The 22,659-nt window shown below is 71.2% G+C and carries 21 protein-coding genes; 10 read left to right on the top strand and 11 right to left on the bottom strand.

Annotation, left to right across the window (positions count from 1 at the left end; translation table 11 throughout):
• Window positions 1–44 precede the first annotated feature (44 nt).
• The 4 genes from opgC to ACZZ9K_RS14275 all read right to left on the bottom strand — a co-directional run bounded on the left by opgC (window position 45) and on the right by ACZZ9K_RS14275 (window position 5,996).
• Window positions 45–2,534 carry an OpgC domain-containing protein gene (gene opgC / locus ACZZ9K_RS14290; RefSeq protein ID WP_463444406.1) on the bottom strand — a complete coding sequence of 830 codons (2,490 nt, stop codon included), beginning with the start codon at window positions 2,532–2,534 and terminating at the stop codon, window positions 45–47.
• Window positions 2,531–2,941 (bottom strand): ATP-binding protein, encoded by a 411-nt coding sequence (locus tag ACZZ9K_RS14285; RefSeq protein ID WP_463444405.1) that lies wholly within the window; start codon window positions 2,939–2,941, stop codon window positions 2,531–2,533. Before ACZZ9K_RS14285 ends, opgC begins: the two co-directional genes overlap by 4 nt.
• The gene (locus ACZZ9K_RS14280; RefSeq protein WP_463444760.1) at window positions 2,938–4,893 is read right to left on the bottom strand and encodes a glycosyltransferase; all 1,956 of its coding nucleotides are present in this window, start codon (window positions 4,891–4,893) and stop codon (window positions 2,938–2,940) included. The genes ACZZ9K_RS14285 and ACZZ9K_RS14280 overlap by 4 nt, the downstream gene beginning before the upstream one ends.
• Before the next feature lie 308 nt (window positions 4,894–5,201).
• Window positions 5,202–5,996, bottom strand: coding sequence for a TetR/AcrR family transcriptional regulator (locus tag ACZZ9K_RS14275; RefSeq protein ID WP_463444404.1), 795 nt, complete (start codon window positions 5,994–5,996; stop codon window positions 5,202–5,204).
• A 122-nt stretch (window positions 5,997–6,118) separates the two neighbouring features.
• On the opposite strand from ACZZ9K_RS14275, the gene ACZZ9K_RS14270 reads away from it, so the two are divergent.
• Window positions 6,119–7,042 carry an NAD-dependent epimerase/dehydratase family protein gene (locus ACZZ9K_RS14270; RefSeq protein ID WP_463444403.1) on the top strand — a complete coding sequence of 308 codons (924 nt, stop codon included), beginning with the start codon at window positions 6,119–6,121 and terminating at the stop codon, window positions 7,040–7,042.
• Window positions 7,043–7,115: 73 nt separating this feature from the next.
• Here ACZZ9K_RS14270 and ACZZ9K_RS14265 read toward each other — a convergent pair whose 3' ends face one another.
• The 3 genes from ACZZ9K_RS14265 to ACZZ9K_RS14255 form a co-directional block, all read right to left on the bottom strand.
• Window positions 7,116–8,456, bottom strand: coding sequence for a fibronectin type III domain-containing protein (locus tag ACZZ9K_RS14265; protein WP_463444402.1), 1,341 nt, complete (start codon window positions 8,454–8,456; stop codon window positions 7,116–7,118).
• A gap of 303 nt (window positions 8,457–8,759) precedes the next feature.
• Complete coding sequence (locus tag ACZZ9K_RS14260; protein WP_463444401.1) at window positions 8,760–10,568, bottom strand: DEAD/DEAH box helicase; 1,809 nt, start codon at window positions 10,566–10,568, stop codon at window positions 8,760–8,762.
• Window positions 10,569–10,659: 91 nt separating this feature from the next.
• Window positions 10,660–11,124 (bottom strand): MarR family winged helix-turn-helix transcriptional regulator, encoded by a 465-nt coding sequence (locus ACZZ9K_RS14255; protein ID WP_185974115.1) that lies wholly within the window; start codon window positions 11,122–11,124, stop codon window positions 10,660–10,662.
• 96 nt (window positions 11,125–11,220) lie between these two features.
• Here ACZZ9K_RS14255 and ACZZ9K_RS14250 point away from each other — a divergent pair, with 96 nt between their 5' ends.
• Complete coding sequence (locus tag ACZZ9K_RS14250; protein WP_463444400.1) at window positions 11,221–13,455, top strand: MDR family MFS transporter; 2,235 nt, start codon at window positions 11,221–11,223, stop codon at window positions 13,453–13,455.
• A gap of 114 nt (window positions 13,456–13,569) precedes the next feature.
• A complete protein-coding gene (locus ACZZ9K_RS14245) occupies window positions 13,570–14,118 on the top strand; it encodes a TetR/AcrR family transcriptional regulator (protein WP_463444399.1) in 549 nt (182 codons plus the stop codon).
• 293 nt (window positions 14,119–14,411) lie between these two features.
• On the opposite strand, the gene ACZZ9K_RS14240 is transcribed toward ACZZ9K_RS14245, so the two are convergent.
• A complete protein-coding gene (locus ACZZ9K_RS14240; protein ID WP_463444398.1) occupies window positions 14,412–15,170 on the bottom strand; it encodes an SDR family NAD(P)-dependent oxidoreductase in 759 nt (252 codons plus the stop codon).
• 69 nt (window positions 15,171–15,239) lie between these two features.
• Here ACZZ9K_RS14240 and ACZZ9K_RS14235 point away from each other — a divergent pair, with 69 nt between their 5' ends.
• Window positions 15,240–15,818 (top strand): TetR family transcriptional regulator, encoded by a 579-nt coding sequence (locus tag ACZZ9K_RS14235; RefSeq protein WP_463444397.1) that lies wholly within the window; start codon window positions 15,240–15,242, stop codon window positions 15,816–15,818.
• A 48-nt stretch (window positions 15,819–15,866) separates the two neighbouring features.
• On the top strand, window positions 15,867–16,277 hold the full coding sequence (locus ACZZ9K_RS14230) for a VOC family protein (RefSeq protein ID WP_463444396.1): 411 nt from the start codon (window positions 15,867–15,869) through the stop codon (window positions 16,275–16,277).
• 19 nt (window positions 16,278–16,296) lie between these two features.
• Here the strand turns inward: ACZZ9K_RS14230 and ACZZ9K_RS14225 are convergent, their stop codons facing one another.
• Window positions 16,297–16,566 (bottom strand): hypothetical protein, encoded by a 270-nt coding sequence (locus ACZZ9K_RS14225; protein WP_071245932.1) that lies wholly within the window; start codon window positions 16,564–16,566, stop codon window positions 16,297–16,299.
• A 94-nt stretch (window positions 16,567–16,660) separates the two neighbouring features.
• On the opposite strand from ACZZ9K_RS14225, the gene ACZZ9K_RS14220 reads away from it, so the two are divergent.
• Entirely contained in the window at window positions 16,661–17,536 is an 876-nt protein-coding gene (locus ACZZ9K_RS14220; RefSeq protein ID WP_463444395.1) for a DUF808 domain-containing protein, read from the top strand.
• 95 nt (window positions 17,537–17,631) lie between these two features.
• Here the strand turns inward: ACZZ9K_RS14220 and ACZZ9K_RS14215 are convergent, their stop codons facing one another.
• Window positions 17,632–18,513, bottom strand: coding sequence for an SDR family oxidoreductase (locus tag ACZZ9K_RS14215; RefSeq protein ID WP_463444394.1), 882 nt, complete (start codon window positions 18,511–18,513; stop codon window positions 17,632–17,634).
• A gap of 85 nt (window positions 18,514–18,598) precedes the next feature.
• On the opposite strand from ACZZ9K_RS14215, the gene ACZZ9K_RS14210 reads away from it, so the two are divergent.
• From ACZZ9K_RS14210 to ACZZ9K_RS14200, 3 genes are all read left to right on the top strand, one after another.
• The gene (locus ACZZ9K_RS14210) at window positions 18,599–19,177 is read left to right on the top strand and encodes a TetR/AcrR family transcriptional regulator (RefSeq protein WP_173035970.1); all 579 of its coding nucleotides are present in this window, start codon (window positions 18,599–18,601) and stop codon (window positions 19,175–19,177) included.
• Window positions 19,178–19,258: 81 nt separating this feature from the next.
• Entirely contained in the window at window positions 19,259–19,693 is a 435-nt protein-coding gene (locus tag ACZZ9K_RS14205; RefSeq protein WP_463444393.1) for a VOC family protein, read from the top strand.
• A 61-nt stretch (window positions 19,694–19,754) separates the two neighbouring features.
• A complete protein-coding gene (locus tag ACZZ9K_RS14200) occupies window positions 19,755–21,152 on the top strand; it encodes an FAD-binding oxidoreductase (RefSeq protein WP_463444392.1) in 1,398 nt (465 codons plus the stop codon).
• A gap of 116 nt (window positions 21,153–21,268) precedes the next feature.
• Here ACZZ9K_RS14200 and ACZZ9K_RS14195 read toward each other — a convergent pair whose 3' ends face one another.
• Entirely contained in the window at window positions 21,269–21,664 is a 396-nt protein-coding gene (locus ACZZ9K_RS14195; RefSeq protein WP_051596478.1) for a hypothetical protein, read from the bottom strand.
• A gap of 277 nt (window positions 21,665–21,941) precedes the next feature.
• On the opposite strand from ACZZ9K_RS14195, the gene ACZZ9K_RS14190 reads away from it, so the two are divergent.
• The gene (locus ACZZ9K_RS14190; RefSeq protein ID WP_071247112.1) at window positions 21,942–22,622 is read left to right on the top strand and encodes a hypothetical protein; all 681 of its coding nucleotides are present in this window, start codon (window positions 21,942–21,944) and stop codon (window positions 22,620–22,622) included.
• Window positions 22,623–22,659 lie beyond the last annotated feature (37 nt).

The following is a 22,659-nucleotide window of genomic DNA, read 5'->3' as shown; positions in this document are numbered from 1 at the left end:
CGTGGCGACGCCGCCACGGGCCTCCTGTCCGTCCGTGCGCGCGATCAGCGCGGGATGACGGAGAACAGGAACTTCTTGCGGACCATGTACCAGGCCAGCAGGATCAGCGCCGTGTGCACCACGAACCCGATCCAGAAGTCCCCCCACGGCACACCGGGGATCGACGCGATCGCCAGGGCGAAGAACACCTGCCAGACGAACACGTACAGGCTCGCCTGCCCGAGCGGGATCCAGAGCCAGCCGATGGCGGCGGCGATGGGCTTCCAGAAGACCGTGAGGATCGCGTAGGACACGACCGCGAAGAACGCGATGTCCACCAGGCGGCCCCACTGCAGGTCCACCCGCTGGTACGCCGTGTTGTACAGGGACTCGTACATCGTCGCCGGGAACGGCACCGGGGTGAACCCGAAGTGGTCACCAGCCCACACGTAGACCAGGAACGCCGCGTACCCGCCGACGGCGACGCCGACCAGGACCTTGCCGAGCCGCCCGGTGAGCGCGCCGACGATCTGCCGCCGGTAGTACCCGAGCACGAGCCCGTGGGTGAACACCACCTGCCAGGTGAACAGGGGGAACACCGCCTCGAACTGGGAGTTCAGCGGACGGAAGTCGGGGTTGAGCGCCTGGAACACGTACAGCGCCCAGCTGGCGGCGAGGAGCGCCCACCAGAACCCGCGGCGGATCACCCAGATGAGCACCGGGATGAACAGGCTCAGCACCACGAACAGGCCCATGATGTTGAACGGCCACGGCCCCATCTCGAGCAGCAGGAACTGCCGGATCGCGTACCAGGGCGGCGGGTAGGCGAGCAGCTGCATCGCGTTCGGGTACAGGTCGTAGACCCGGCCCTCGGCATCGACACCGCCGGTCCCCGTGCCGCGGTCGGTGAACGTGGTGATGGCGTCGGTGTTCAGGAACGGGACGAAGCTCAGCGCGAAGACCACCAGGATCACCACGAGCGTGACGACGTACTGCTTGCGCGCGCGCTTCCACGCACCGACGGCCGCCGCCCACTCGCCGAACTTCTTCACGGCGAACGGGTACGTCATGCCGAGGACCATGCCGGACAGGAACACGAACATCTCGGCACCGGTGATCGCACCGACGGCATGCAGCGTGAGGTACGAGTACGGCCCGCCGATCTCGATGTGGGTGATCACCACGGCGAGGATGATGAACCCGCGGAACAGGTCGAGCCGCAGGTCACGGCCGGGCTTGCCGTCGTCGGGGTAGCGCCAGCTCGGCAGGAGCCGGCCGAACACCCCGCTCAGCAGGAACACGATCGCCAGGCCGGCGGCCAGCCAGACGATCCACGCCATCTGCTCGCCGCCGGTCTCGTACTCCTGGGAGATCGCCGCGTTGCCCTGCTGCACGGTCACGCGGTCGGTGACCGGACCGAAGGCGAAGTCACCGGACCGCTCGAGGTCGGTGCGGAAGGACTCCGCGACGCCCGGGTCCGCGGTGAGTCGCCAGTCGGCCACGCGGTTGCCGGCCTCGGGCTCGCGTCGCTCGGCCTCGAGCACGGTCATGCCCCGGATCAGCGGACGCTCCTGCACGGCGGCGAGCACCTGCCGCCACCAGCTCCGCTTGACCTGGAGCTCGGCGTCGCCCTGCAGCTCACGGTTGTACAGGGCGCCGGTGTCGAGCAGCATCGGACGGTCGTCGGCCACTGCGAACCGGTCGTAGAACGTGCCCGACTGGGGTTGGTCGTACCCCCAGTCCTCGTCGAACCGGGCCTCGACCTCACCGCTGCGGGTGAGCGGCACGGCGCGACCGGCGGCCTCGGTCGGGTCGCCCTTGCCGTACGAGAACATCGAGAGCCCGACCCAGTCGACGGCCTCGGCCCCCGGCCAGTACGGCCCGTACGGGTCGTCGGCGCCGGTGAGCTGTCCGTCGCCGTTCGTGTCCGCCTTCGCGACGTCGACCGGGGACAGGTTCCGCAGCCGCCCGGCGGACTCGCCGAACGGGTAACCGGCACCGTACCCGGGCGACCACACCATGAGCGCGTCCGACGTGCCCGCGTGCACGGTCGTACCGAGCGCACGGAACGCCCGGACGAACTCCGTCGGCTGCTGGCCCCAGCGGACCCACGTGCCGTTCATCTGCGGTGCGAACCGGACGAGCACCTGGGTGTCGTACTGGTCGTGCAGGTCCTCGAACACGGTGTTGACGGCACGGGTGTCCGCGGTGTCGAGCGACCGCAGTTCGCGGTCGGGTTCGAGGCTCACGACGAGCACCGCGCCCTGGGTCGCCGCCGCACGCGCCGAGCGGAGGAGCTCCTGCTTCGCGGTGCGGTCGAGCGGGTAGTCGACGGAGACCCCGTACATCGACGGCGTCGCGCCGAGCCGCCCCTCGTACCCTTCGGGCGAATCGCTGGCCCAGTCGAGGTCGGGGCCGAACCACGTCGACCCCTCGGCCGGCTGCACGGCGGCCGCCGGGTGCACGGACGCAGCCGACGCCGGCAGCGCACCACCGAGCAGGAGCGTGGCGATCGTGACGAGGAGGGCGACCGCGCGGGCCACCGGCTTCTTCACCGGTCGCACGCAAGCGTCCAGACGTTGTGGCCGGGCTCGTGCCGGTGCTCCAACCGGTCGAGCGCCGCGATGGCGAGGGCGAGACCGCGCCCGCTCTCCTGTTCGACGTCGGCCATGGTGACGGCACTGAGGTCGATGTCGACGGGCATCCCGTTGTCGGTCAGCACCGCGGTCAGGGCACGGTCGGTGGCCTCGAGGTGCACGGTGTACCGGCGCCCGGTCCCCCGGTCGGCGCGGACGGTGTGCTCGACGATGTTCGCGGCGACCTCGGCCAGGGCGGTCTCGAGCGCGAAGCGGAGCCGCACGTCGTCGATGCCCAGACCGTCCCACCACGTGGCGAACCGGTCCTGCACCTCGTCGAGGGAGTCGGGCGTCGCGGCGACCTCGAACGTGGTCTCGGTGCTCACAGGGGTCCTCCGGCGGTGCTCGACTCGTGTTCGGACTGGGCTGGGGTGGCCGGGCCGCGGTACCGGACGGCCCGGATCACGATGCTGAAGATGAACAGGTCGAAGACGACCCACGCGGTGTTCACGAGCGGTGCGATCCCCTCGGCCTGGCCGGTCAGGTAGCGGACGCCGATCATGACCAGCGCGGCCACCAGGGCTCCCATCGCGTACAGCTGCGGCTTGACCAGGTCCCACCGCGGCTTCTGCTCGGTCTCGTCGCGCACCTTCGGGGTGACGCGGAACCCGAGCGGCTTGCCCCGGTAGACGTTCTGGAACGCGCTGGTCACCGACTCGATCCAGATCGGGAAGAGTGCAAGGGAGTACTGCTGCCCGCGCCAGGTCGGTCTGCCGGCGGCAACCACCCAGAACAGCAACTGGTTGAAGACCAGGAACGGGATGAGCCGGGCGAAGAAGTCGACGCTGTAGGCCTGCACGGGGATGACCCCGAACGACAGGCAGAGCACCGGGGCGGCGATGTAGACGATCGCGGCGAACCCGGACAGGTAGCTCCACATCGTCGAGAAGTACATGAGCCGCTGCCCCCACGACAGCCCCTTCTGCACCAGGGGGTTCTCGCGGAAGAACACCTGCATGGTGCCCTGCGCCCAGCGGAGTCGCTGCACGAGCATCGTCGGCAGGTCCTCGGGGGCCAGGCCCTTCGCCAGGATCTCGTCGTGGTAGGCCGACTTCCAGCCGAGGCCGTGCAGGCGCATCGCGGTGGCCATGTCCTCGGTCACCGAGATCGTCGCCAGCGGCATGATCGGCTGCGCCTCGTCGTCGCGGTTCACGTCGAGGGCACGGGCGAGCACGGCGATGGACTCGATGGCGGCGACCGGTGAGGCCTCGCGCCGGCCGAGCACGTCGAGGGCGGCGTCGTCGAGACCCGCGAACGTGTTGGCGTCGGTGGACATCGCCGCGAGCTCCTGCAGGTCGTTCCGCACGGACTCGAGGTCGGCGGCGGCGAACCGGAACGCGATGGCGTCGATCCCCCGCTGGAACGCGTACGTCACGTCGCCGAGCGGCTCACCGGCCCGCACCTGCTCGCGCGCCTGGTCCACCACGGCCTCGGCGTCGTCGAGGGCGGCGAGCACGCGCGGGTCGGTCTCGGTCTCGCGGGAGCGGGCGAGGAGCTTGCGCGAGGTGGCGAGGGTGCGCTGCACGGACGCCTCGACCTCGGCCACGTAACGCGAGATGCCGAGCTGCATGAGTGCTTCGCGCCGCAGGATGGCGTTCGACCCGCAGAAGAACGCCGCGTTCCAGCCGTCCTTCGACTGCTGGATCGGGCCGTAGAACAGCGGTGCCTGGCTGCCGAGGGGGTCGTCGTCCGGCACGTTCTCGAACCACTGCGGCGTCTGCACGAGCGCCATCCGCGGGTCCTTGAAGTACCCGAGGGTGCGGTCGAGGATCGCCGGGTCGGGCACCTGGTCGGCGTCGAGGATGAGCAGGAACTCGCCCTGCGTCGCGAGCAGGGCGTTGTTGAGGTTGCCGGCCTTGGCGTGCCGGGGCCGGTCCACCCAGTCGGCGCCGCGCGTGATGACACCGATGCCGAGCGCCTCGGCCGCCGCACGCATCTCGGGGCGGTTGCCGTCGTCGAGGATCCAGGTGGTGTGCGGGTGCGTGATCGCCTTCGCCGCCCGGGCGGTGCGCTCGACCAGGTCGATCGGCTCGTTGTAGGTCGTGATGAAGACGTCGACGGTGACGTCGGTGGACGGCTTCGCCGGTGGTTCGCCGCGCTCCCGGAGCCGCCAGGCCCCGAGGGCGAAGAGCAGGGAGTCGATGACGCTGTAGGTCTCGGCGAGGATCAGCGGCACCGCGATCCACCACGAGTGCCAGTTCACCGAGGCCGCCCAGCGCCACACGATGTAGTTGACACCGGCGAGGGACGCCAGGAGCGCCACCGTCCGCACGGTCACCAGGCGTCGGCGGGCGGTGCCGGTGGTCAGGCGGCGGCGGTCCTGTCGGCTGACGTCGAGCGCGGTCACCGGGTCTCCCCGTCCGCGGCGTCGCCGGACGTGCTGCGTCGCAAGCGTTCCTCCTGATCCCCGCGCGGGCCCCGGCCGCGTCGCACGCCCGAGTGTGGTTCCGTCCGGCAGCTGACCCTGAGGACACCGTGCCGGTCGTCCGCTCCGGTCATCGGGCACGACCTCGGCGTGACGACCTGTCTACCGCACGGGCGGGTGCTCTGTCAGGCAGCGCACCCGATCTGGGGACAGCACCCGCGTCAGAACGTGGCGGTGAACCCCAGGTCATCCGCCAGACGCACGATGACCTGGTCGAAGTAGGCGGCCGGGTCGGACACGGAACCGACGAAGTGCCCGAAGAGCTCGAACGAGATCGTCCCGAACACCGTCGTCCAAGCCATCAGGGTGCGGACCAGGACCTCGTCGGGCAGGGTGATGCCGAACGAGCGCAGGGTGGCGACCCCGTCCGCGACGGCGGGACCGGCCACCCCGGGAGCCGCCGGAGGGGCGGTGGGTGATCCGGGCCTCCCGGCCGCCCCCGGCGTCGACGGGACGGACGAGCCCGACGCGCCAGGCGCACCGGACACACCAGGCGCACCTGGCGCACCTGGCGCACCGGACCCGACGGCGTCCGCGACCACGCGCACCAGCGCCAGCGTCGTCCGTGTCGCGGGCACGACGGTCTCCCGCGGCGCCGCGTAGCCGGGCACGGGCGAACCGAACAGCAGCGCGAAGTCCCCCGGGTGCGCGATCGACCAGTCCCGGATCGCCCGGCACATCGCCACCCAGCGCGCACCGGGAGCCGGTCCGGCCGCGGCACCGGCGGCCTCGACCGCGGCGCCGAGCTCGTCGTAGTCGGTGATGAGCAGGGCCGTCAGCAGGTCGTCGCGGCTCGGGAAGTACCGGTACACGGCCGACGAGACCATCCCGACGTCACGGGCGACGGCACGCAGGCTGAGTGCGGCAGGACCCTCGCCGGTCAGGCGGGTGCGCGCCGCAGCCAGGATGTCCGCGGTGACCGTCTGCCGTGCGAGTGCTCGGGCGGTGGGTGCCATCCGACGATCCTGGCACGGGAGAGCAGCGCACACAAAGGAGAGCACTGCTCTTGCTTTCGCGTCGACGAACCGTCATGCTCGGTTCCGAGAGCGGTGCTCTCGGAACCAGGAAGCAGGAGACCATGACCCACCACCTCATCGTCGGTGCCGGCCCCGTCGGCCGGCACGTCGCGGAACTGTTGACCGTCCGGGGCGACCGCGTCACCGTCGTCTCCCGCTCCGGTCGCAGCACGGGCATCGCCGGGGTCGAGCACCTCGCGCTCGACGCCTCCGATGCCGACGCCCTCTCCCGCGCTGCCGAGGGAGCAGCCGTCCTCCACAACTGCGCGAACCCCGGCGACTACACGCAGTGGGAGAACACCTGGCCCCCGCTCGCCGCAGCACTGCTCACCGCGGCCGAACGCACCGGGGCGACCTACGCCATCACCGGGAACCTGTACCCGTACGGCCCGGTCGACGGGCCGATGCACGAGGGACTACCGGACGCTGCCACCGACCACAAGGGGGTGCTCCGCGCCACCCTGTGGGCCGACGCCCTCGCCGCGCACGACGCCGGCCGTGTCCGGGTCGTCGAGGTCCGCGCCTCCGACTACCTCGGCCCCGGGATCGGCGCGAACGGGCACGTCACGCGCGTGCTGCCGGCGGCGCTGCGGGGACGGGCGGTGTCGATGGTCGGTCGCACGGACCTGCCGCACACCTTCACCGACGTGCTCGACGTCGCCCGCACCCTCGTCGCCGCTGCCGCGGACCCGGGCGCGCACGGTCGCACGTGGATGGTGCCGAGCAACGCCCCGCGGACGCAGCACCAGGCCCTCACCGACGTCCTCACGGCGGCGGGGAAGCCCGCGGTGCCGGTGCGCCGGATGCCCGCGGCCCTGTTCCACGTCGGCGGGCTCGTGTCGCCGATGATGCGCGAGCTGGCCGACCTGACCTACCAGTGGACCGCGCCGTACGTGGTCGACGACCGCGAGAGCCGGGCGCGCTTCGGCATCGAACCGACCCCGTGGGACGAGGTCTGCCGCCGCACGGCCGCTGGCGCGGTCTAAACCACGCACCGCACACGGAAGGGGGACAGGACGCGCCGTTGCGCCCCATCCCCCTTCCGCCTCGCACCGCCGGTCAGATCACCAGCAGCCTCGAGTACTGCGCCGCGTCGAGCTGCTGGGCAGCTCCACCCGCGGCGGGGACCTTCCACAGCCCGACCGAGGGGCCGCTGTCGATGGAGACGAACACGTCCCCGTCGGCGGAGGCGGCACCCAGGTGCTCGCCACGCGACCCGGCGGTCAGTCCGGTCACCGGCACGGTGGACGTCCCGCCGCTGCCGACCACGAGCTTGTCCGGGATGCCGCGGTCGATCTTGCAACCGGTCGGGCTGGTCGGGTACTCCGACGGGGCGGGGCAGAACTCCGCCGACTGCAGGAGCGAGAAGCCGTCCGCGTTCGCGGCGGCGTACTCGAACGCGTACCGCGGTTCGATCTTCGTCAGTTCGGTCGCCCCGGGCTTGAGCTGGTACCAGATCCACGACCCGGCGGCACCGGGCGAGCGGATATCGACGTAGACGTTGCCGTGCGAGTCAGCGAGCACGCCGGCGGGGTAGCCGACGGTCGAGCCGCCGGGCCCGGTGAACGTGCGGGGCGCGATGCCGGTGCCCTTGACGTACGGCTGGCTGACCGTTCCGCCGAGCACGACGACCTTGCCGTCCGGGGTGACCGTCCAGAAACGCTCGTCGCTCCCGACGGCCTTGCCGCCCAGGTCCAGCACGACCTTCGGGGTCGAGGTGCCGACGGACAGCTTCTGCACCGCACCGGTCACCGAGTCCACCCAGTACAGGTTGCCCTCGGCGTCGGAGCGCAGGTCCGGTGTCAGGTGCAGGCCGGACGCGATGATCGAGATCCCGCTGCCGTCGGCCGGGTCCCGCAGGATCTCGGTGCCGTCCGCCGACGGGGTGAACACGTCACCGTCGGCGTTCGCGGCGAAGCCTTCACCGTCCGTCGCGACGACGGTCTTCGCACCGCTCCCGGAGTCCGCGAACCGCACGACGGCACCGTTGCCGTCGAGGGCGAACAGCGACTGCGTCGTCTCCGGCTCGGGCACCGACGGTGACGTCCAGCGCAGCGTGACCGTGCGACCGGTCCCCCGGTGGCCGAGGGCACGCACCGAGAAGCGGTACGTGGTCGCGGGCGAGAGGTCGTCGAAGCGGTCGGAGCGGGCGCGCGGGTGGAGTCGGTGGACCTGGTGGTCGTGCCGGTTCGCGACTGCGGCGACGGCGACCTTCCAGCCGGTCACCTCGGCGCCGTGCTTCGGGCCGCGCCACGTCAGCGTGGCACTGTCCGCGTCGCCGGTGACGCGGACGGCGGTCGGTGCTCCCGGCACCGACGGAGAGGTGTGCGCCGTCGCCGGCACCGCACCTCCGAAGACGAGCGCCGCGGCTGCGACCGCGGTGATGAGTGCTCGGTACACGATGGTTCCCCTGCCTTCTCCGCGGCTCCCTGCGTCACGGCTCCGGTCATCACAGCACCGTGCGGACTCCAGGGGAACGCCTGCGGGCGGGATCTGCGGTTCCCCGCACCGCAAGATGCGCAGGGCCCGTACCGGCAGACGCCGTCGTGTTCCCGAGACACCGCCGAATCCGACGGCGTCTCGCCGACTCGGCGGCGTGGAACCGACACGACGGCGTCTCGCGGGCCCGGGACCCGCACCGACGACGGACGGGAGGCCCGGTGCCAGCTGGCACCGGGCCTCCCGTCAGAAGGGGGTCGCGTCTCAGTAGCGCGGCTTGCGCTCCGGACGGTCGTCGCGGTCGTCGCGGCGGCCACCACCGCGGCGGTCCGCACGGATCTCGATGAGCTTGCCGCTGATCCGGGTGTCGGTCAGGCGGTCGAGCACACCGGGGTCCATGTCGGCCGGCAGTTCGACGATCGAGAAGTCCGGACGGATCTGGATCGCACCGAAGTCGTCGCGACGCAGGCCACCTTCGTTGGCGAGGGCACCGACGATCTGGCGCGGCTCGACGCGGTGACGACGGCCGACCTCGATGCGGTACGGCGACATCGGCTGCGAACGGCGCGGGCCACGGTCGCCGCGGTCACCACGGTCGCGGTCGCCACCACGGTCGCCGCGGTCGTTGCGGCCGCCACGGTCGTCGCGGGCACCACGCTCGTCGCGCTCGCTCCGGCGGGCGTCACGCTCCATCTGGCTGCGGAGGGCGTCGTCGGCTGCGGTGAGGAGCAGCGGCGAGTCGCCCTGCGCCACGACGGCCAGGGCTGCGGCGACGTCGTCCGAGGGGACGTCGTGGTGCTCGACGTAGTGCGCGATGACGTCGCGGAAGGCGGCGATCCGGCCCTGGTCCTCGAGCGCCGCGGTGATGGCGTCGTCGAAGCGGGTCAGGCGCGTCTCGTTGACGTCGTCGATGGTCGGCAGCTGCATCTGCGTGAGCGGCTGCTTGGTGTGACGCTCGATCGCGGACAGCAGGCGACGCTCACGCGGGGTGACGAAGCTGATCGAGTCACCCGAGCGGCCGGCGCGACCGGTCCGGCCGATGCGGTGCACGTAGGACTCGATGTCGACCGGGATGTCGAAGTTCACGACGTGCGTGATGCGGTCCACGTCGAGGCCACGGGCGGCGACGTCGGTGGCGACCAGGATGTCGAGCTTGCCCGACTTCAGCTGGTTGACCGTGCGCTCGCGCTGGGCCTGGGCGACGTCACCGCTGATCGCGGCGGCGGCGTACCCGCGGGCACGGAGCTTCTCGGCCAGGGTCTCGGTCTCGCTCTTGGTGCGGACGAAGATGATCATGCCCTCGAAGTCCTCGACCTCGAGGATGCGGGTGAGCGCGTCGACCTTCTGCGGGTACGAGACCATCAGGTAGCGCTGCGTGATGTTCGCGGCGGTCTTCGTCTTGGTCTTGACGGTGATCTCGGCCGGGTCGGTCAGGTACTGCTGCGAGATGCGGCGGATCTGCGCGGGCATGGTCGCCGAGAAGAGCGCGACCTGCTTGTCGTCCGGGGTGTCGGCGAGGATCGTCTCGACGTCCTCGGCGAAGCCCATCTTGAGCATCTCGTCGGCCTCGTCGAGCACCAGGTACTTCAGCTCGGACAGGTCGAGCGTGCCCTTCGCCAGGTGGTCCATGATGCGACCGGGGGTACCGACGATCACGTCGACGCCGCGGCGCAGGGCGGAGAGCTGCACGCCGTAGGCCTGGCCGCCGTAGACCGGCAGGACGTGGACGTTCTTCATGTGGGACGCGAACTGCTCGAACGCCTCGCACACCTGCAGGGCGAGCTCGCGCGTCGGGGACAGCACGAGCGCCTGCGGCTTCTTGCTGCCGGACTCCATGCGGGACAGGATCGGCAGCGCGAAGGCCGCGGTCTTGCCGGTACCGGTCTGCGCCAGGCCGACGACGTCGCGCCCGGCGAGGAGCGTGGGGATGGTGGCTTCCTGGATGGCGGAAGGGGTCTCGTAACCGATGTCCCTGACGGCCTTGAGCACAGCGTCGCTCAGGCCGAGATCGGCGAACGTCACCACGGGCCCGTCGTCGAGGGTCTCAGTGGTGGGGGTGGTGTCCGTGCTCATACCACCAACGGTATCTCGAATGCGCGCTCCGCAGGGACGGGAGGCCCGTGGCGACGCCGCCACGGGCCTCCCGTCCGTCCTGTTGGTCACGTCAGGAGCGCGTGGTGCCGATCCCCAGGACCGCGTCCGCCCGGTCGTTCAGTCGCGTCAGCATCTCGGCGAGCGAGCGCAGCTCGTCGGAGGCGAACTCCTCCGTCAGGTCGTCGAACACCTCGGCGCCGGCGGCGTCCAGCTCGTCGAGCAGTCGTCGGCCGGCGGGGGCGAGCGTGACGAGCGTGGCACGGCCGTCCGCTGGGTCCGGCGACCCGATCAGGTGCTCGGCCTCGACCAGCGAGGCGACCCGGCGGCTGATCACCGGGCGCGACAACCCCGTCGCGTCGGCTATCGCGGTCGCCCGGACCGGCCCGTGCCCGGCGACGGCACGCAGGATCACGCGGGCCGTCGGGTCGAGGCCGCCGCGGGACTCGATGAGCGAGGAGCGCAGGGTCTGCCGGACCCACAGCCGGTCGAGCTGGGATCGCAGGAGTCGCTCGGCGGCACGCCGGTCGTCGGTCACGCGCTCAGCGTAGCGGGCACATTTAGTTGCTTGCTGGAAGCAACAGATGTATCGTTGCGCGGTCTGCAAAGTTTCACAGCCAGAAAAAGGAGTTCGATGACCGCCACCGCACCCGTCCCGGTGCAGCACGGTCGGCACACCGCCGAGGCCCCCGCGGCCTCCGGGGGCGCCGGCCAGCAGCCGCTGATGACCCACCGTCAGATCCTCCTGGTGATCTACGGCCTGATGGCGGGCATGTTCCTGTCCTCACTCGGCCAGACGGTGTTCGGCACGGCGATCCGCACGATCGGCGACGACCTGCACGGGCTCGACCAGCAGGCCTGGGTGACGACCGCGTACCTCATCACCTCGACGATCGCGACGCCGATCTACGGCAAGCTCTCCGACATCTTCGGCCGCCGTCCGCTGTACATCTTCGGCATCGTCGTCTTCATCCTCGGCGCCGTCCTGTCGTCGATGTCGACCTCGATGCTCATGCTCGCCGCCTTCCGCGCGGTGCAGGGCATCGGTGCCGGCGCGCTGATGTCGCTGCCGCTCGCGATCATGGGCGACATCCTCGCCCCGCGTGAGCGCGCGAAGTACCAGGGGTACTTCCTCGCCGTGTTCGGCATCTCGTCCGTGATCGGCCCGCTCATCGGCGGTCTGCTCGCCGGTTCCTCCGAGATCCTGTGGATCACGGGCTGGCGCTGGGTGCTCCTGATCAACGTGCCGATCGGTGTCGCGGCGCTCCTCATGGTCATCGTGTTCCTGCACCTGCCGAAGGTGCACGGCGCCGGCGACGCGAAGCCGAAGGTCGACTGGTGGGGCGCGACCGCCGTCATCGTCACCCTCGTGCCGCTCCTGCTCGTCGCCGAACAGGGCCGCATCTGGGGCTGGGGCTCCCCCGCCGCCATCGCCTGCTACGTCGTCGGTGTCGTCGGCCTGATCGGCCTGCTGCTCATCGAGTCGAAGATGGGCGACGCGGCGATCATCCCGCTCAAGCTGTTCCGCTCGGGCACGTTCTCGATGGCGACCGTCATCGGGTTCCTGGTCGGCTTCGCGATGTTCGGCGCGATGCTCACCATCCCGCTCTACCTGCAGATCGTCGTCGGACTGACCCCGACCGAGTCCGGCTTCGCGACGCTGCCGCTCGTCGGTGGTCTGATGATCGCCTCGATCACCTCGGGGCAGATCGTCGCCCGCGTCGGCCGGTACCGGATCTTCCCGGTCATCGGCACCGCGCTCGTCTCCGCCGGCTACGTCGTCCTGACGTTCATGTCGATCGACAAGCCGCTCTGGTTCCTGATGATCGGCATGTTCCTCATCGGTCTCGGCCTCGGCTCGGTCATGCAGTCGCTGACCCTGGCGTCGCAGGGCTCCGTCGAGGCCCGCGACATGGGCGTCGCCACGTCGTCCGCCACGTTCTTCCGCCAGATCGGTGGCACGCTCGGCACCGCCGTGCTGCTGTCCATCCTGTTCTCGGTGATGCCGGCGAACATCCTGACCGCGACCGCGAACCAGAAGGACCTCGGTCCGGCGCTCGACGCCGCGCTCAACCCGACCGTCGCCAGCGCGAAGGCGAACCAGGGCGCCATGGACAAGATCTGGACGCCCGTCGTCACCCCGCTGACGAAGACCGTGCAGTCGCAGCTCGACGCCGCCTCGGCGAAGGCGAAGCAGGCCGCCGACGCCGCGGTCACCGAGCAGGTCACCGCGGCCGTGCAGCAGCAGGTCACCGCCGGTGCCGTGCCCGCCGCAGCAGCGCAGACCGTCATCGACCAGCAGGTCGCCGCGGCCACGCCGGCCGCCGAACAGTCGGCACTCGAGCAGGTCGCCGAACAGGCGCACGCCAGCGTGCAGGACGGCACCGTGTCCGTCGACTGGGCGGACGCCGACCAGCGCTCCTACTGGGTCGACGAGCTCACCCCGGAGCTGGCGAAGAAGATCGACGACGGCAACACCACGAGCGACAGCGCCACCAGCACGAACGACACCTCGTTCCTGACCGGTGCCGACAGCCGCCTGACCCGGCCGTTCATGGCGGGCTTCAACGCCTCGTCCGTGACGATCTACTGGGTCGGTCTCGGCGTCATCCTGCTCGCGTTCGTGCTGACCTGGTTCTTCCGGGTGCCGCCGCTGCGCCAGCGGTCCGCCCTGCAGGAGCAGGCCGACATGTCCGCCGAAGCACAGCTCGAGGCCGAGGCGGGCGCCGCCGCAGCCGAGGCCGGCTCGTTCACCGGCCCGATGACCGGGTCCGTGCCGACCGGGTCCGTGCCGACCGGTTCGGGTTCGACCGGTTCGGGTTCGACCGGCTCGGGTTCGACCGGATCCACGCCGACGCACCGTCGGTGACCGACCGGGGCGTCCGTCCGTGCCCCCTTTCCGGGCGGGCGCCCCTCCCACACACACCAACCCAGCAGGAGTCCACGTGATCACCACCCCGGCAGCGGCTGCGGCAACGGAGCCGTGCACGCTGCGAGAACGGAAGAAGCAGCAGACCCGGCAAGCGCTGCACGACGCAGCGCTCACGCTGGTGTCCGCGCACGGACTCGACGGCGTCACGGTCGAGCAGATCTGCGCCGACGCCGACGTCTCCCCCGCACCTTCTTCAACTACTTCTCGTCGAAGGCGCACGCGGCGCTCGGGCTCGACTCCGTCGAGGTCCCGGAGCGCTCAGCGGCCTGGTTCGCCGAGGCCGACGGCGCCCTGGTCGACGACCTGTGCGCCCTGGTCGCGGCCACCGTCCCGCTCTCGCAGGACCGCCGCCGCATGAAGGAGCTGCTCGTGCTCCGGCCGGAGATGTCCTCGATGGTGATGCAGTGGATGGCCGAGTCGCGCCAGTCCCTGCTCAGCGTCGTCGGCACCCGCACGGACGCGCAGACCGCCCGCACCGCGGTGACCCTGGTGATGTCGGCGCTCAGTGAGGTGGCGCACCGCGAGACCGTGCGGAGCAACGACGAGCTCGCGGATCGGCTCCGTGCCGTCGTGCGCGAGATGGCGGCGCTCGTCTCCTGAGCCGCCGGCCGTCGGCTCGCCGTGTCGGATCGGGCGTACCGGGCAGGAACTTCCTGCCCGGTACGCCCGATTCCGCTTTCCAGCGCACGCGCTCTGGGAAGGACCCGCGCGTCGTCGACGTGGCCGGAGGCGGACGGGAGGCCCGTGGCGGTGTCGCCACGGGCCTCCCGTCCGTCAGGTGGCCGGGTGGCGAACACGCCGTCGTGTCTGCCCGACGCCGCGAAGTCGTCGAGACACCCCCGTTTCCGGAGGCGTCTCGACGTGACGACGGCGTCTCGTGCCGCAGCAACGGGTCAGACGACGGACCAGCCACCGTCGCTCGGCAGCACCGCGCCGTTGACGTTCGCCGAGTCGTCGCTCAGCAGCCAGGTGATGGCGGCGGCGAGCTGCTCGGGCTGGGCGACCGGCGGGATGGTGGTCTGCATGATCGGACCGACCCGGCGGGCCGCGTACTCGCTGCGCATCGGCGCCTCGATGTTCGTGGCGACCGCACCCGGTGCCACGGCGTTCGCCCGGATGCCCTGCGGCCCGTGGAAGAACGCGACGCTCTTGGTGTACCCGGCGATGGCGTGCTTCGACGAGGTGTAGGCAGCACCGGCGGCCGAGGCCTTCAACGCGGCCTCGGACGCGACGTTCACGACCGATCCCTTGCCGGCGGCGATCATCAGCGGCAGCACGGCGCGGGTCAGGCGCATCGGGCCGGTGACGTTGACGCTGAAGACGCGCTCCCACGTGGCGTCGTCGACCTCGTCCGGCGGCAGGAACGCGTCCATGATGCCGGCGACGTTGGCGAGCCCGTCCACCCGGTCGCCGGCGACGGCGATGAGTGCGTCGATGGTCTCGCTCGCGGAGACGTCCCCGACGACGGTCTCCACGGCGAAGCCCTCGAGCTCCGTGCGGAGTGCGTCGAGCCGCTCGGCCACGACGTCGGTCGCGATGACGCGCCCGCCCTCGCTCGCGATGCGGGTCGCCGTGGCGCGTCCGATGCCGGAACCCGCTCCGGTGACGATGATGGTCCTGCCGGTGAACCGTCCGGCGGTGGTGTCGGTCATGTGGTCTCCTCGATGCGGGGCGCTCGCTGCGCCACACCCGGTTATAGCACTCAGTGCCGAAAGGTCTCCATGCGCTCGACGAACGACCGTCCGACGGGGCGCCCGCGCACCATCGACCCCGACGCCGTGTCCCTCGTCGCACTCCGGCTGTTCGACGACCAGGGCTTCGACGCGGTGTCGATGGACGACGTCGCCGCGGCGGCCGGGGTCAGTCGCCGGTCGCTCTTCCGGCTGTTCCCGAACAAGGCGGCGCTGGTCTGGGGCGGTCTCGACGAGTTCGCCGCACGGTTCCGCGAAGCCCTGCGGTCACGGCCCGCCGACGAGCCCTCGGCGGTGGCACTCCGGGCGGCCTACCGGATCGGTGCGACGTTCCCGGTCGACGCGGTCGAGGTCACCCGACACCGGCTCCGGGTCATCCGCGCGAACCCGTCGCTCGAGCACGTCGGCACCGCCACGGTCACGGCCCTGACCGACGAGATCCTGCGGTACGTGGCCGAGCGGGACGGGGTCACCGCCGACGACCTCGCCGTGGCCGTGCGCGCCCACACGCTGGCCGCCGCCGCGAGCGCCGCACTGACCTGGTGGGCACTGCACGGCGACGGACGACCGGAGGACGTCGTGGAGCGCGCACTCGCGCTGCTCGACTGACGAGCCCCGGGGTTCCCCCACGCCGCACGCCGGAGTACCTTGCCGGGCATGCACACGACCGGACCCGCGCCGTACTTCCAGTTCGCCGGCACCGCCAGGCAGGCCCTCGAGCACTGGCAGGGGGTGTTCGGCGGCGACGTGCAGATCGCGACCTACGCGGACTTCTCCCGCACGGACGGTCCGGCCGACGCCGTCGCGCACGGCCAGCTCACCGGCGAGCTGCAGCTGTTCGCCGCGGACGCGAGCGAGGGCGACACCCCGTTCTCGGCAACGGGGCTGCTCTTCTCACTGCTCGGCGCCGCGGAACCGGACGTCCTGCGCCGGTGGTTCGACCAGCTCGCCGAGGGCGGCACGGTCGTCGACCCGCTGCAGCAGCGCCCGTGGGGCGACTGGGACGGCGCCGTCCGTGACGCGTACGGGGTCACCTGGCTGATCGGGTTCGAGGACTCCGCGCGCTGAGTCCCGCGCGCTGCAGCGCCTACTGCTGGTCGGACGGCAGCAGCGGTGCCCAGAAGGCGTCGGGACCGTCGGCCTGCACGGCGTCGCGCTCGAACCGGAACCCGTAGTCGCGGACGAAGTCGAGGGCCGCGGCCTGCTCGTCCTCGGCGTCGTCGTGGTCCGCGTCGAACAGGTACACCCCGTGCCCCATCGCGACACCGGCGTCGCTGATGACGGAGAGGTCCCAGCGCCCCTGCTCGGAACGCTCGATCCGGACGACGGCGGCCTGGGATGCGGTGAAGTCAGCCATGCCGCGAGCCTACGGACGCCCCGTGGCTGGCGTTCAGGATGCTCCGCGGCCACTACGCTGTGCACGGTCACAGGTCAGACGAGTGGAGAACGAATTGTCAGTCGGATTGCTCGCCGTGGTGGACGACATCCTCTCCGCAGCCCTCAAGGCCAGCGCGAAGACCGCCGGGGTCGTGATCGACGACGCCGCCGTCACGCCCCAGTACGTGCAGGGTCTCGAGCCCGCTCGTGAACTCCCGGTCGTCGGGCGCATCGCCCTCGGCAGCCTGTTCAACAAGTTCATCATCATCATCCCGCTGGCGTTGCTGCTCACGGCCTTCGCACCCGGGGTGCTGCCGTGGCTGCTGCTGCTCGGCGGCACGTACCTGTGCTTCGAGGGCGCCGAGAAGGTCACCGAGTGGTTCGGTGTCCACCACGAGGGCGGGTCCGACGAGGCCGTCACCGAACCGAAGCTCGTCTTCGGCGCCATCCGCACCGACCTGATCCTGAGCACCGAGATCATGCTCATCGCACTGGCGGGCCTCGATCCCGACCTGGGGCTCTGGCCGACGCTCGGCGCCCTGATCGTGATCGGTCTGGTCATGACGGCCGTCGTCTACGGCGCTGTGGCACTGCTCGTGAAGGTCGACGACATCGGCCTGCAGATGATGAAGAACTCCGTCCGCCGCACCCGCCGGATCGGCGCCCGCATCGTGCGTGCGATGCCGATGGTCTTCCGGGTCATCAGCGTCATCGGCACGGTCGCGATGCTGTGGGTCGGTGGACACCTGGTCATCGCGAACCTCGCCGAGACCTTCTGGCACGGGCCGTACGACCTGCTGCACGTGATCGAGCACACGCTCGAGGCCGCAGGCCCCGTCGTCGTCTGGATCGCCGACACGGCCGTGTCGGCCGTGGTCGGCCTCGCGCTGGGCATGGTCGTCGTCGGCATCGTGCTGGGCATCGGCCGCCTACGCGGCAAGCAGCACTGACGCGGCTGCACGGCGGACGGGAGGCCCGTGGCGGCCCGGCACCGAGCCTCCCGTCCGGCGCGCCGTGCGCCCACCGCTGACGGTGCGGGCCGCGCTCAGCGCTGCACGTTCTCCAGGTCCTCGAGCAGGCTCGGGTGGGTCGGGACCCAGCCGAGCGCGTCACGCGTGTGGGCACTCGACGCCGGCTGGTCCATCGCGAAGATCGGCGCGAACGCGCCGAACGTCTCGTCGGCCACCCGCTCGACCGGCAGGCCGAGCCGACGCCCGATGACCTCGGCCAGGTCACGTACCCGGTCGCCCTCGTCGGCGACCGCGTGCCAGACGGTCCCCGCCGGTGCACCTTCGAGCGCGAGCCGGAACAGCACCGCGGCGTCCGCTGCGTGCACGGCGGGCCACCGCTGCTCGCCGTCGCCGGGGTAGCCCGCGACCCCTGCCTGTCGGGCCGTCTCGGTCAGGATGCCGGCGAATCCGCCCGTGCCGTCCGCGTGCACGGTGCGCGGCAGCCGGATCGCCGAGACCCGGACGCCCCGTGCCGCCAGGTCGAGGGCGGCGAGGACGGATCGGGCTCGACCCGCGACCGGCCCCTCGAGCGGGAGCGGGTCGGTCTCGACCGAGGCCCGACCGGGCTCCCACGGCGTGCCGGAGACGACGACGAACGGGCGGTCGCTGCCGACGAGCGCCTCGCCGAGTGCGGCCATGGCGGCGCCTTCCTCGGTGATCCCCCGCTCGAGCGCCTCCGCCGAACTGAAGTCGTTCGAGAACGCGAGGCTGATGACCCCGTCGGCGGCGCGTGCGCCCTCGCGCAGCACGTCGAGGTCGGTGAGCGCACCGCGGGCGGGGGTCGCCCCCGCGGCGACGAGGGCAGCGGCCGACCGGTCCGACCGGGCCAGGGCCGTGACGGTGTGCCCGGCGGCGATGAGTTCGGTGACGACCGCGGTGCCGATGGTGCCGGTGCCGCCGGTGACGAAGACGTGCATGGGTGCTCCTCAGAAGTGATGGGACTTTTGTACCGTCACCGTACACCCGCGACGGGACAATTGTCCCGTCGCGTATGATCGTCGCATGGTGCGATGGCAACCCGGGGCCCGGGAACGACTGGTCCTGGCCGCGGTCGACCTGTTCTCCGAGCAGGGCTACGACGAGACGACCGTCGCGCAGATCACCGAGCGCGCCGGCGTCACGAAGAGCACGTTCTTCCGGCACTTCCCGGACAAGCGCGAACTGCTCGTCGCCGGGCAGGAGACCCTGAGCCGACTCCTGGCCGAGGGCATCACCGACGCACCGGCCGACGCCACCCCGCTCGATGCCGTCGCCGCCGGACTGGAACGGGCCTCGGACGAGATGGGCCCGCTGAACCGCGAGCTCGGACCACGACTGCGAGCGGCCGTCGCCGCCAGCGCCGAGCTGCAGGAGCGCGACGCCCTCAAGAGCGTCGGGATGGCCGCGGCCATGACCGACGCCCTGGTCGGCCGCGGTGTCCCCGACGCGCCCGCTCGACTGGCCGCCGAGATGGGTGTCCTCGCCTTCAAGCAGGGCTTCGAGCGGTGGTCGGGTGTGGGGCGCGCCGACGACGACCGACTGGCCGACCACGCCACGGCCGCGCTCGCCGAGCTCCGAGCCGCGGCCGCCCAGCTCGGTTGAGCGGACGTCGAGCGGACGCCGGGCGGAAGTCGAGCGGACGCTGAGCGGACGCCGGTCGTGCATCGTCGTATCCTCGGCGCCATGGCAACGGTGCGACAGGTCCAGGTGACGTTCGACTGCGCCGAGCCGGAGCGTGTCGCACGGTTCTGGTGCGAGGTCCTCGGCTACGTGGTGCCACCGCCCCCACCGGGGTTCGCCGACTGGGACGCGTTCGACCGGTCGCTGCCGCCGGAGCACCAGGGATCGGCCTTCGCGTGCGTCGACCCGACCGGTGCCGGGCCCCGCCTGTTCTTCCAGCGCGTCCCCGAGGGCAAGACGGTGAAGAACCGCGTGCACCTGGACGTCCGGGTCGGCACCGGGATGACCGGTGCCGAACGGCTCGCGGCCCTCGACGCCGAGAGCGCCCGACTGGTCGGGCTCGGCGGCACCCAGGTCCGTCGGATGACGGCGGACCAGGTGAACGAGTCGTGCATCGTCATGCAGGACGTCGAAGGCAACGAGTTCTGCCTGGACTGACCGGCGTATCGTCGATGCACCCGAACCGCACCGCCGCGCCCCGGAAGGACCCCCACCCCGCATGACCGTCACCGCCGCATCCGCCACCGCAGCCGACGCCACCGCCCTCGAACACCTGCTGGGGCCCGACCAGGTGCTCCGCGACCCGGAGTCGCTCGAGCGCTACCGCCACGACGACGCCGAGTGGGCCGACTCCACGGCACCGCTCGCCGTGGTCCTGGCACGCAGCACCGACGACGTCGTCACCGCCGTCCGCTGGGCAGCCGCCGCCGGCCTCCGGGTCGTTCCCCGCGGTGCCGGCACCGGTCTGTCCGGCGGTGCCAACGCGATGGCCGACTCGATCGTCGTGTCGCTCGAGCGGATGAACCGGGTGCTCGAGGTGAACACCGACGAGCGCTACGCGGTCACCGAACCCGGCGTCATCAACGACGCACTCCGCGCCGCGGTCGCCGAGCACGGCCTCTGGTACCCGCCGGACCCCGCGAGCTCGGCGATCTCGACGATCGGCGGCAACGTCGCGACGAACGCCGGCGGCATCTGCTGCGTCAAGTACGGGGTCACCCGCGACTACGTGCTCGGCATGACCGTCGTGCTGGCCGACGGGTCGGTCGTGGAGCTCGGCCGCCGGACGGCGAAGGGCGTCGCCGGGTACGACCTCACCGGACTGCTGGTCGGTTCCGAGGGCACGCTCGGCATCGTCGTGTCGGTCACCGTGAAGCTGCTCCCCCTGGCCGGCCGTGACGAACGGGCGGTGATCGGGTACTTCCCCTCGCTGACCGCAGCGGGCGACGCCGTGGCCGCGATCTCGCGTGCGGGGATCGTCCCCGCGGCACTCGAGATCGTCGACCGCACCTGCCTGCGGGCCGTCGACGACTGGATGCACCTCGGGCTGCCTGCGGACGTCGACACCCTGTTGCTCGCCCGGGTCGACGAGCGCGGTGCGGCCGGTGACGAGATCGCCGACCACGTCGCGGACGTGTTCGCCGAGGCCGGTGGGACGGACGTCGAGCGGGCCACCGACCCCGGGGACATCGACCGGCTGTTCCAGGCCCGCCGACTCGCCTACCCGGCGCTCGAACGGCTCGGCCCGGTGCTGACCGAGGACATCTGCGTGCCGCGGAGCGCGGTGCCCGAGATGCTCCGGCGGATCCAGGTGACCGCGAACGAACAGGACGTCACGATCGCCAACATCGCGCACGCCGGCGACGGCAACCTGCACCCGCTGATCATCGCGCCCGAGGGCGACGACGCCGCGAAGGCCCGCGCGAAGACCGCGTTCGACCAGATCGTGGCGGACTGCCTGGCGCTCGGTGGGACCGTGACCGGTGAGCACGGCGTCGGGCTGCTGAAGCTGCCGGGCCTGCGGGTCGAGCTCGGCGACCGCGTGCTCGCGATGCACCGCTCCGTCAAGGACGCACTCGACCCGGCGGGGACCCTGAACCCGGGCAAGGCGTTCTGACCCGGCCAGACGACGGACGGGAGGCCCGGTGCCAGCTGGCACCGGGCCTCCCGTCCGTCAGGTGGTCGCGTTCAGCGACCGGTGTGCGTCACGCAGGAGCGCATCCGCACGCGTGCTCAGTGGCGACGGAAGTACCCGTTCGCGCCACCGACGTACATCAGGATCGTCGCGATGAGCACCGCGACGCCACCGATCCAGCCGAAGGCGTTGCCACCCGAGGCCGCGCCGACGCCGACACCGATGAGCTGCAGGACCGCGAGGACCGTCAGCACGATGCGGGCCCAGTTGCGGCCGTCGCGCATCTTGAAGACGATGATGAGCTCGATCACGGCCAGGATGAACGCGAAGATCGCGCCGCCGACGAGCGGGGCGGTGCCGACGTCCTGTGCGGCGGAGGAGCTGCCACCCGAGACCAGACCGATGATGCCCTGCAGGATGTTCGCCAGGACCACCACCAGCCAGATGACGAACGACACGGTGACGGAGGTGGGACGACTGGACGTCGATGCCATGGGGAATGCCTTTCTCGATGGACCACGTTCAGCGGCCTCTCAGAGAACGTACTTGCGGGCGTGACTGCTGTCCGGATGAGCCCGAAGGTCACAGAGCGGTAACGACGGCAGATCCGTCCAAACTCTTCGCCGCAGGGTGCCGAATCACCTGCAACGACCGGGAAACACCCGGAGCGCTCACCAGCCGCACATCGCTGGTTCTCCACCCCACCAAGGGTGTGTTCGGCGCGCACACAGCAGCCGCGCCGAGCGCGACAACAGCAAAGGACTGATCACGATGCGTAAGAGCCTCAAGACCTCCATCACCCTCGCCACGACCGGCGCCCTCGTCCTCGGCGGTGCCGCGTTCGGGATCTCCTCCGCCCAGGCCGCGACCCCGAACGTGCACACGGTGTCCTCGTCGTCGTCGAAGATCCCCGCACCCGTCGCCTCGGTCCCCGAGGTCCTCGGCGGCTCCACCGCCGTGAAGCTCGACTCCGGCTTCACCGACGCCCTCACCGCCCTGAAGCTCACCCCCGGCGTCTCCGGCGACGCGACCCTGGCTGACGGGTCGGTGTCGTTCCCGATCACCGCCGGGTCGGTCACCTACTGGTCCCCCGACGGCAACTACCGCCCGTACGTGCAGGGCCTGCTGAACCACGACGACTCGGGACTGACCCTGAAGGCCGGCGACACCACCGTCACGCTGGAGAACTTCGTCGTGAACCCGGGCTCGTCCAAGCTCTACGGCGACGTCCTCGTCAACGGCAAGGTCGCCGCGGCCAACGCGTTCCTGTTCGAGCTGCACGGCGGCTCCCTCAAGCCCCTCCAGCTCGAGGGCGACAACGCCATCCTCACCGGCACCACCGTCCACATCTCCGAAGACGCCGCCGGCCTGCTGAACAAGACCTTCGGCACCGACGCCGTCAAGCGCGGCCTCCTCGTCGGCACCGCCACCATCACCGCACAGATCAAGTAACACCCCGCACCACCACAACACCGCACGACACGAAGAG

This window comes from Curtobacterium sp. AC268 (genome assembly GCF_979258745.1).
The sequence above is the reverse complement of the archived record's forward strand: the minus strand, read 5'-3'. Positions and strand labels throughout refer to the sequence as shown.

What these genes read in the sequence shown, in the direction of transcription:
- ACZZ9K_RS14240 (WP_463444398.1), bottom strand. Translation starts at nt 15,170, where the DNA reads ATGACCGACACCACCGCCGGACGGTTCACCGGCAGGACCATCATCGTC.
- ACZZ9K_RS14270 (WP_463444403.1), top strand. Translation starts at nt 6,119, where the DNA reads ATGACCCACCACCTCATCGTCGGTGCCGGCCCCGTCGGCCGGCACGTC.
- ACZZ9K_RS14260 (WP_463444401.1), bottom strand. Translation starts at nt 10,568, where the DNA reads ATGAGCACGGACACCACCCCCACCACTGAGACCCTCGACGACGGGCCC.
- ACZZ9K_RS14230 (WP_463444396.1), top strand. Translation starts at nt 15,867, where the DNA reads ATGCACACGACCGGACCCGCGCCGTACTTCCAGTTCGCCGGCACCGCC.
- ACZZ9K_RS14275 (WP_463444404.1), bottom strand. Translation starts at nt 5,996, where the DNA reads ATGGCACCCACCGCCCGAGCACTCGCACGGCAGACGGTCACCGCGGAC.
- ACZZ9K_RS14225 (WP_071245932.1), bottom strand. Translation starts at nt 16,566, where the DNA reads ATGGCTGACTTCACCGCATCCCAGGCCGCCGTCGTCCGGATCGAGCGT.
- ACZZ9K_RS14250 (WP_463444400.1), top strand. Translation starts at nt 11,221, where the DNA reads ATGACCGCCACCGCACCCGTCCCGGTGCAGCACGGTCGGCACACCGCC.
- ACZZ9K_RS14235 (WP_463444397.1), top strand. Translation starts at nt 15,240, where the DNA reads ATGCGCTCGACGAACGACCGTCCGACGGGGCGCCCGCGCACCATCGAC.
- ACZZ9K_RS14205 (WP_463444393.1), top strand. Translation starts at nt 19,259, where the DNA reads ATGGCAACGGTGCGACAGGTCCAGGTGACGTTCGACTGCGCCGAGCCG.
- ACZZ9K_RS14190 (WP_071247112.1), top strand. Translation starts at nt 21,942, where the DNA reads ATGCGTAAGAGCCTCAAGACCTCCATCACCCTCGCCACGACCGGCGCC.
- ACZZ9K_RS14215 (WP_463444394.1), bottom strand. Translation starts at nt 18,513, where the DNA reads ATGCACGTCTTCGTCACCGGCGGCACCGGCACCATCGGCACCGCGGTC.
- ACZZ9K_RS14210 (WP_173035970.1), top strand. Translation starts at nt 18,599, where the DNA reads ATGGTGCGATGGCAACCCGGGGCCCGGGAACGACTGGTCCTGGCCGCG.
- ACZZ9K_RS14200 (WP_463444392.1), top strand. Translation starts at nt 19,755, where the DNA reads ATGACCGTCACCGCCGCATCCGCCACCGCAGCCGACGCCACCGCCCTC.
- ACZZ9K_RS14195 (WP_051596478.1), bottom strand. Translation starts at nt 21,664, where the DNA reads ATGGCATCGACGTCCAGTCGTCCCACCTCCGTCACCGTGTCGTTCGTC.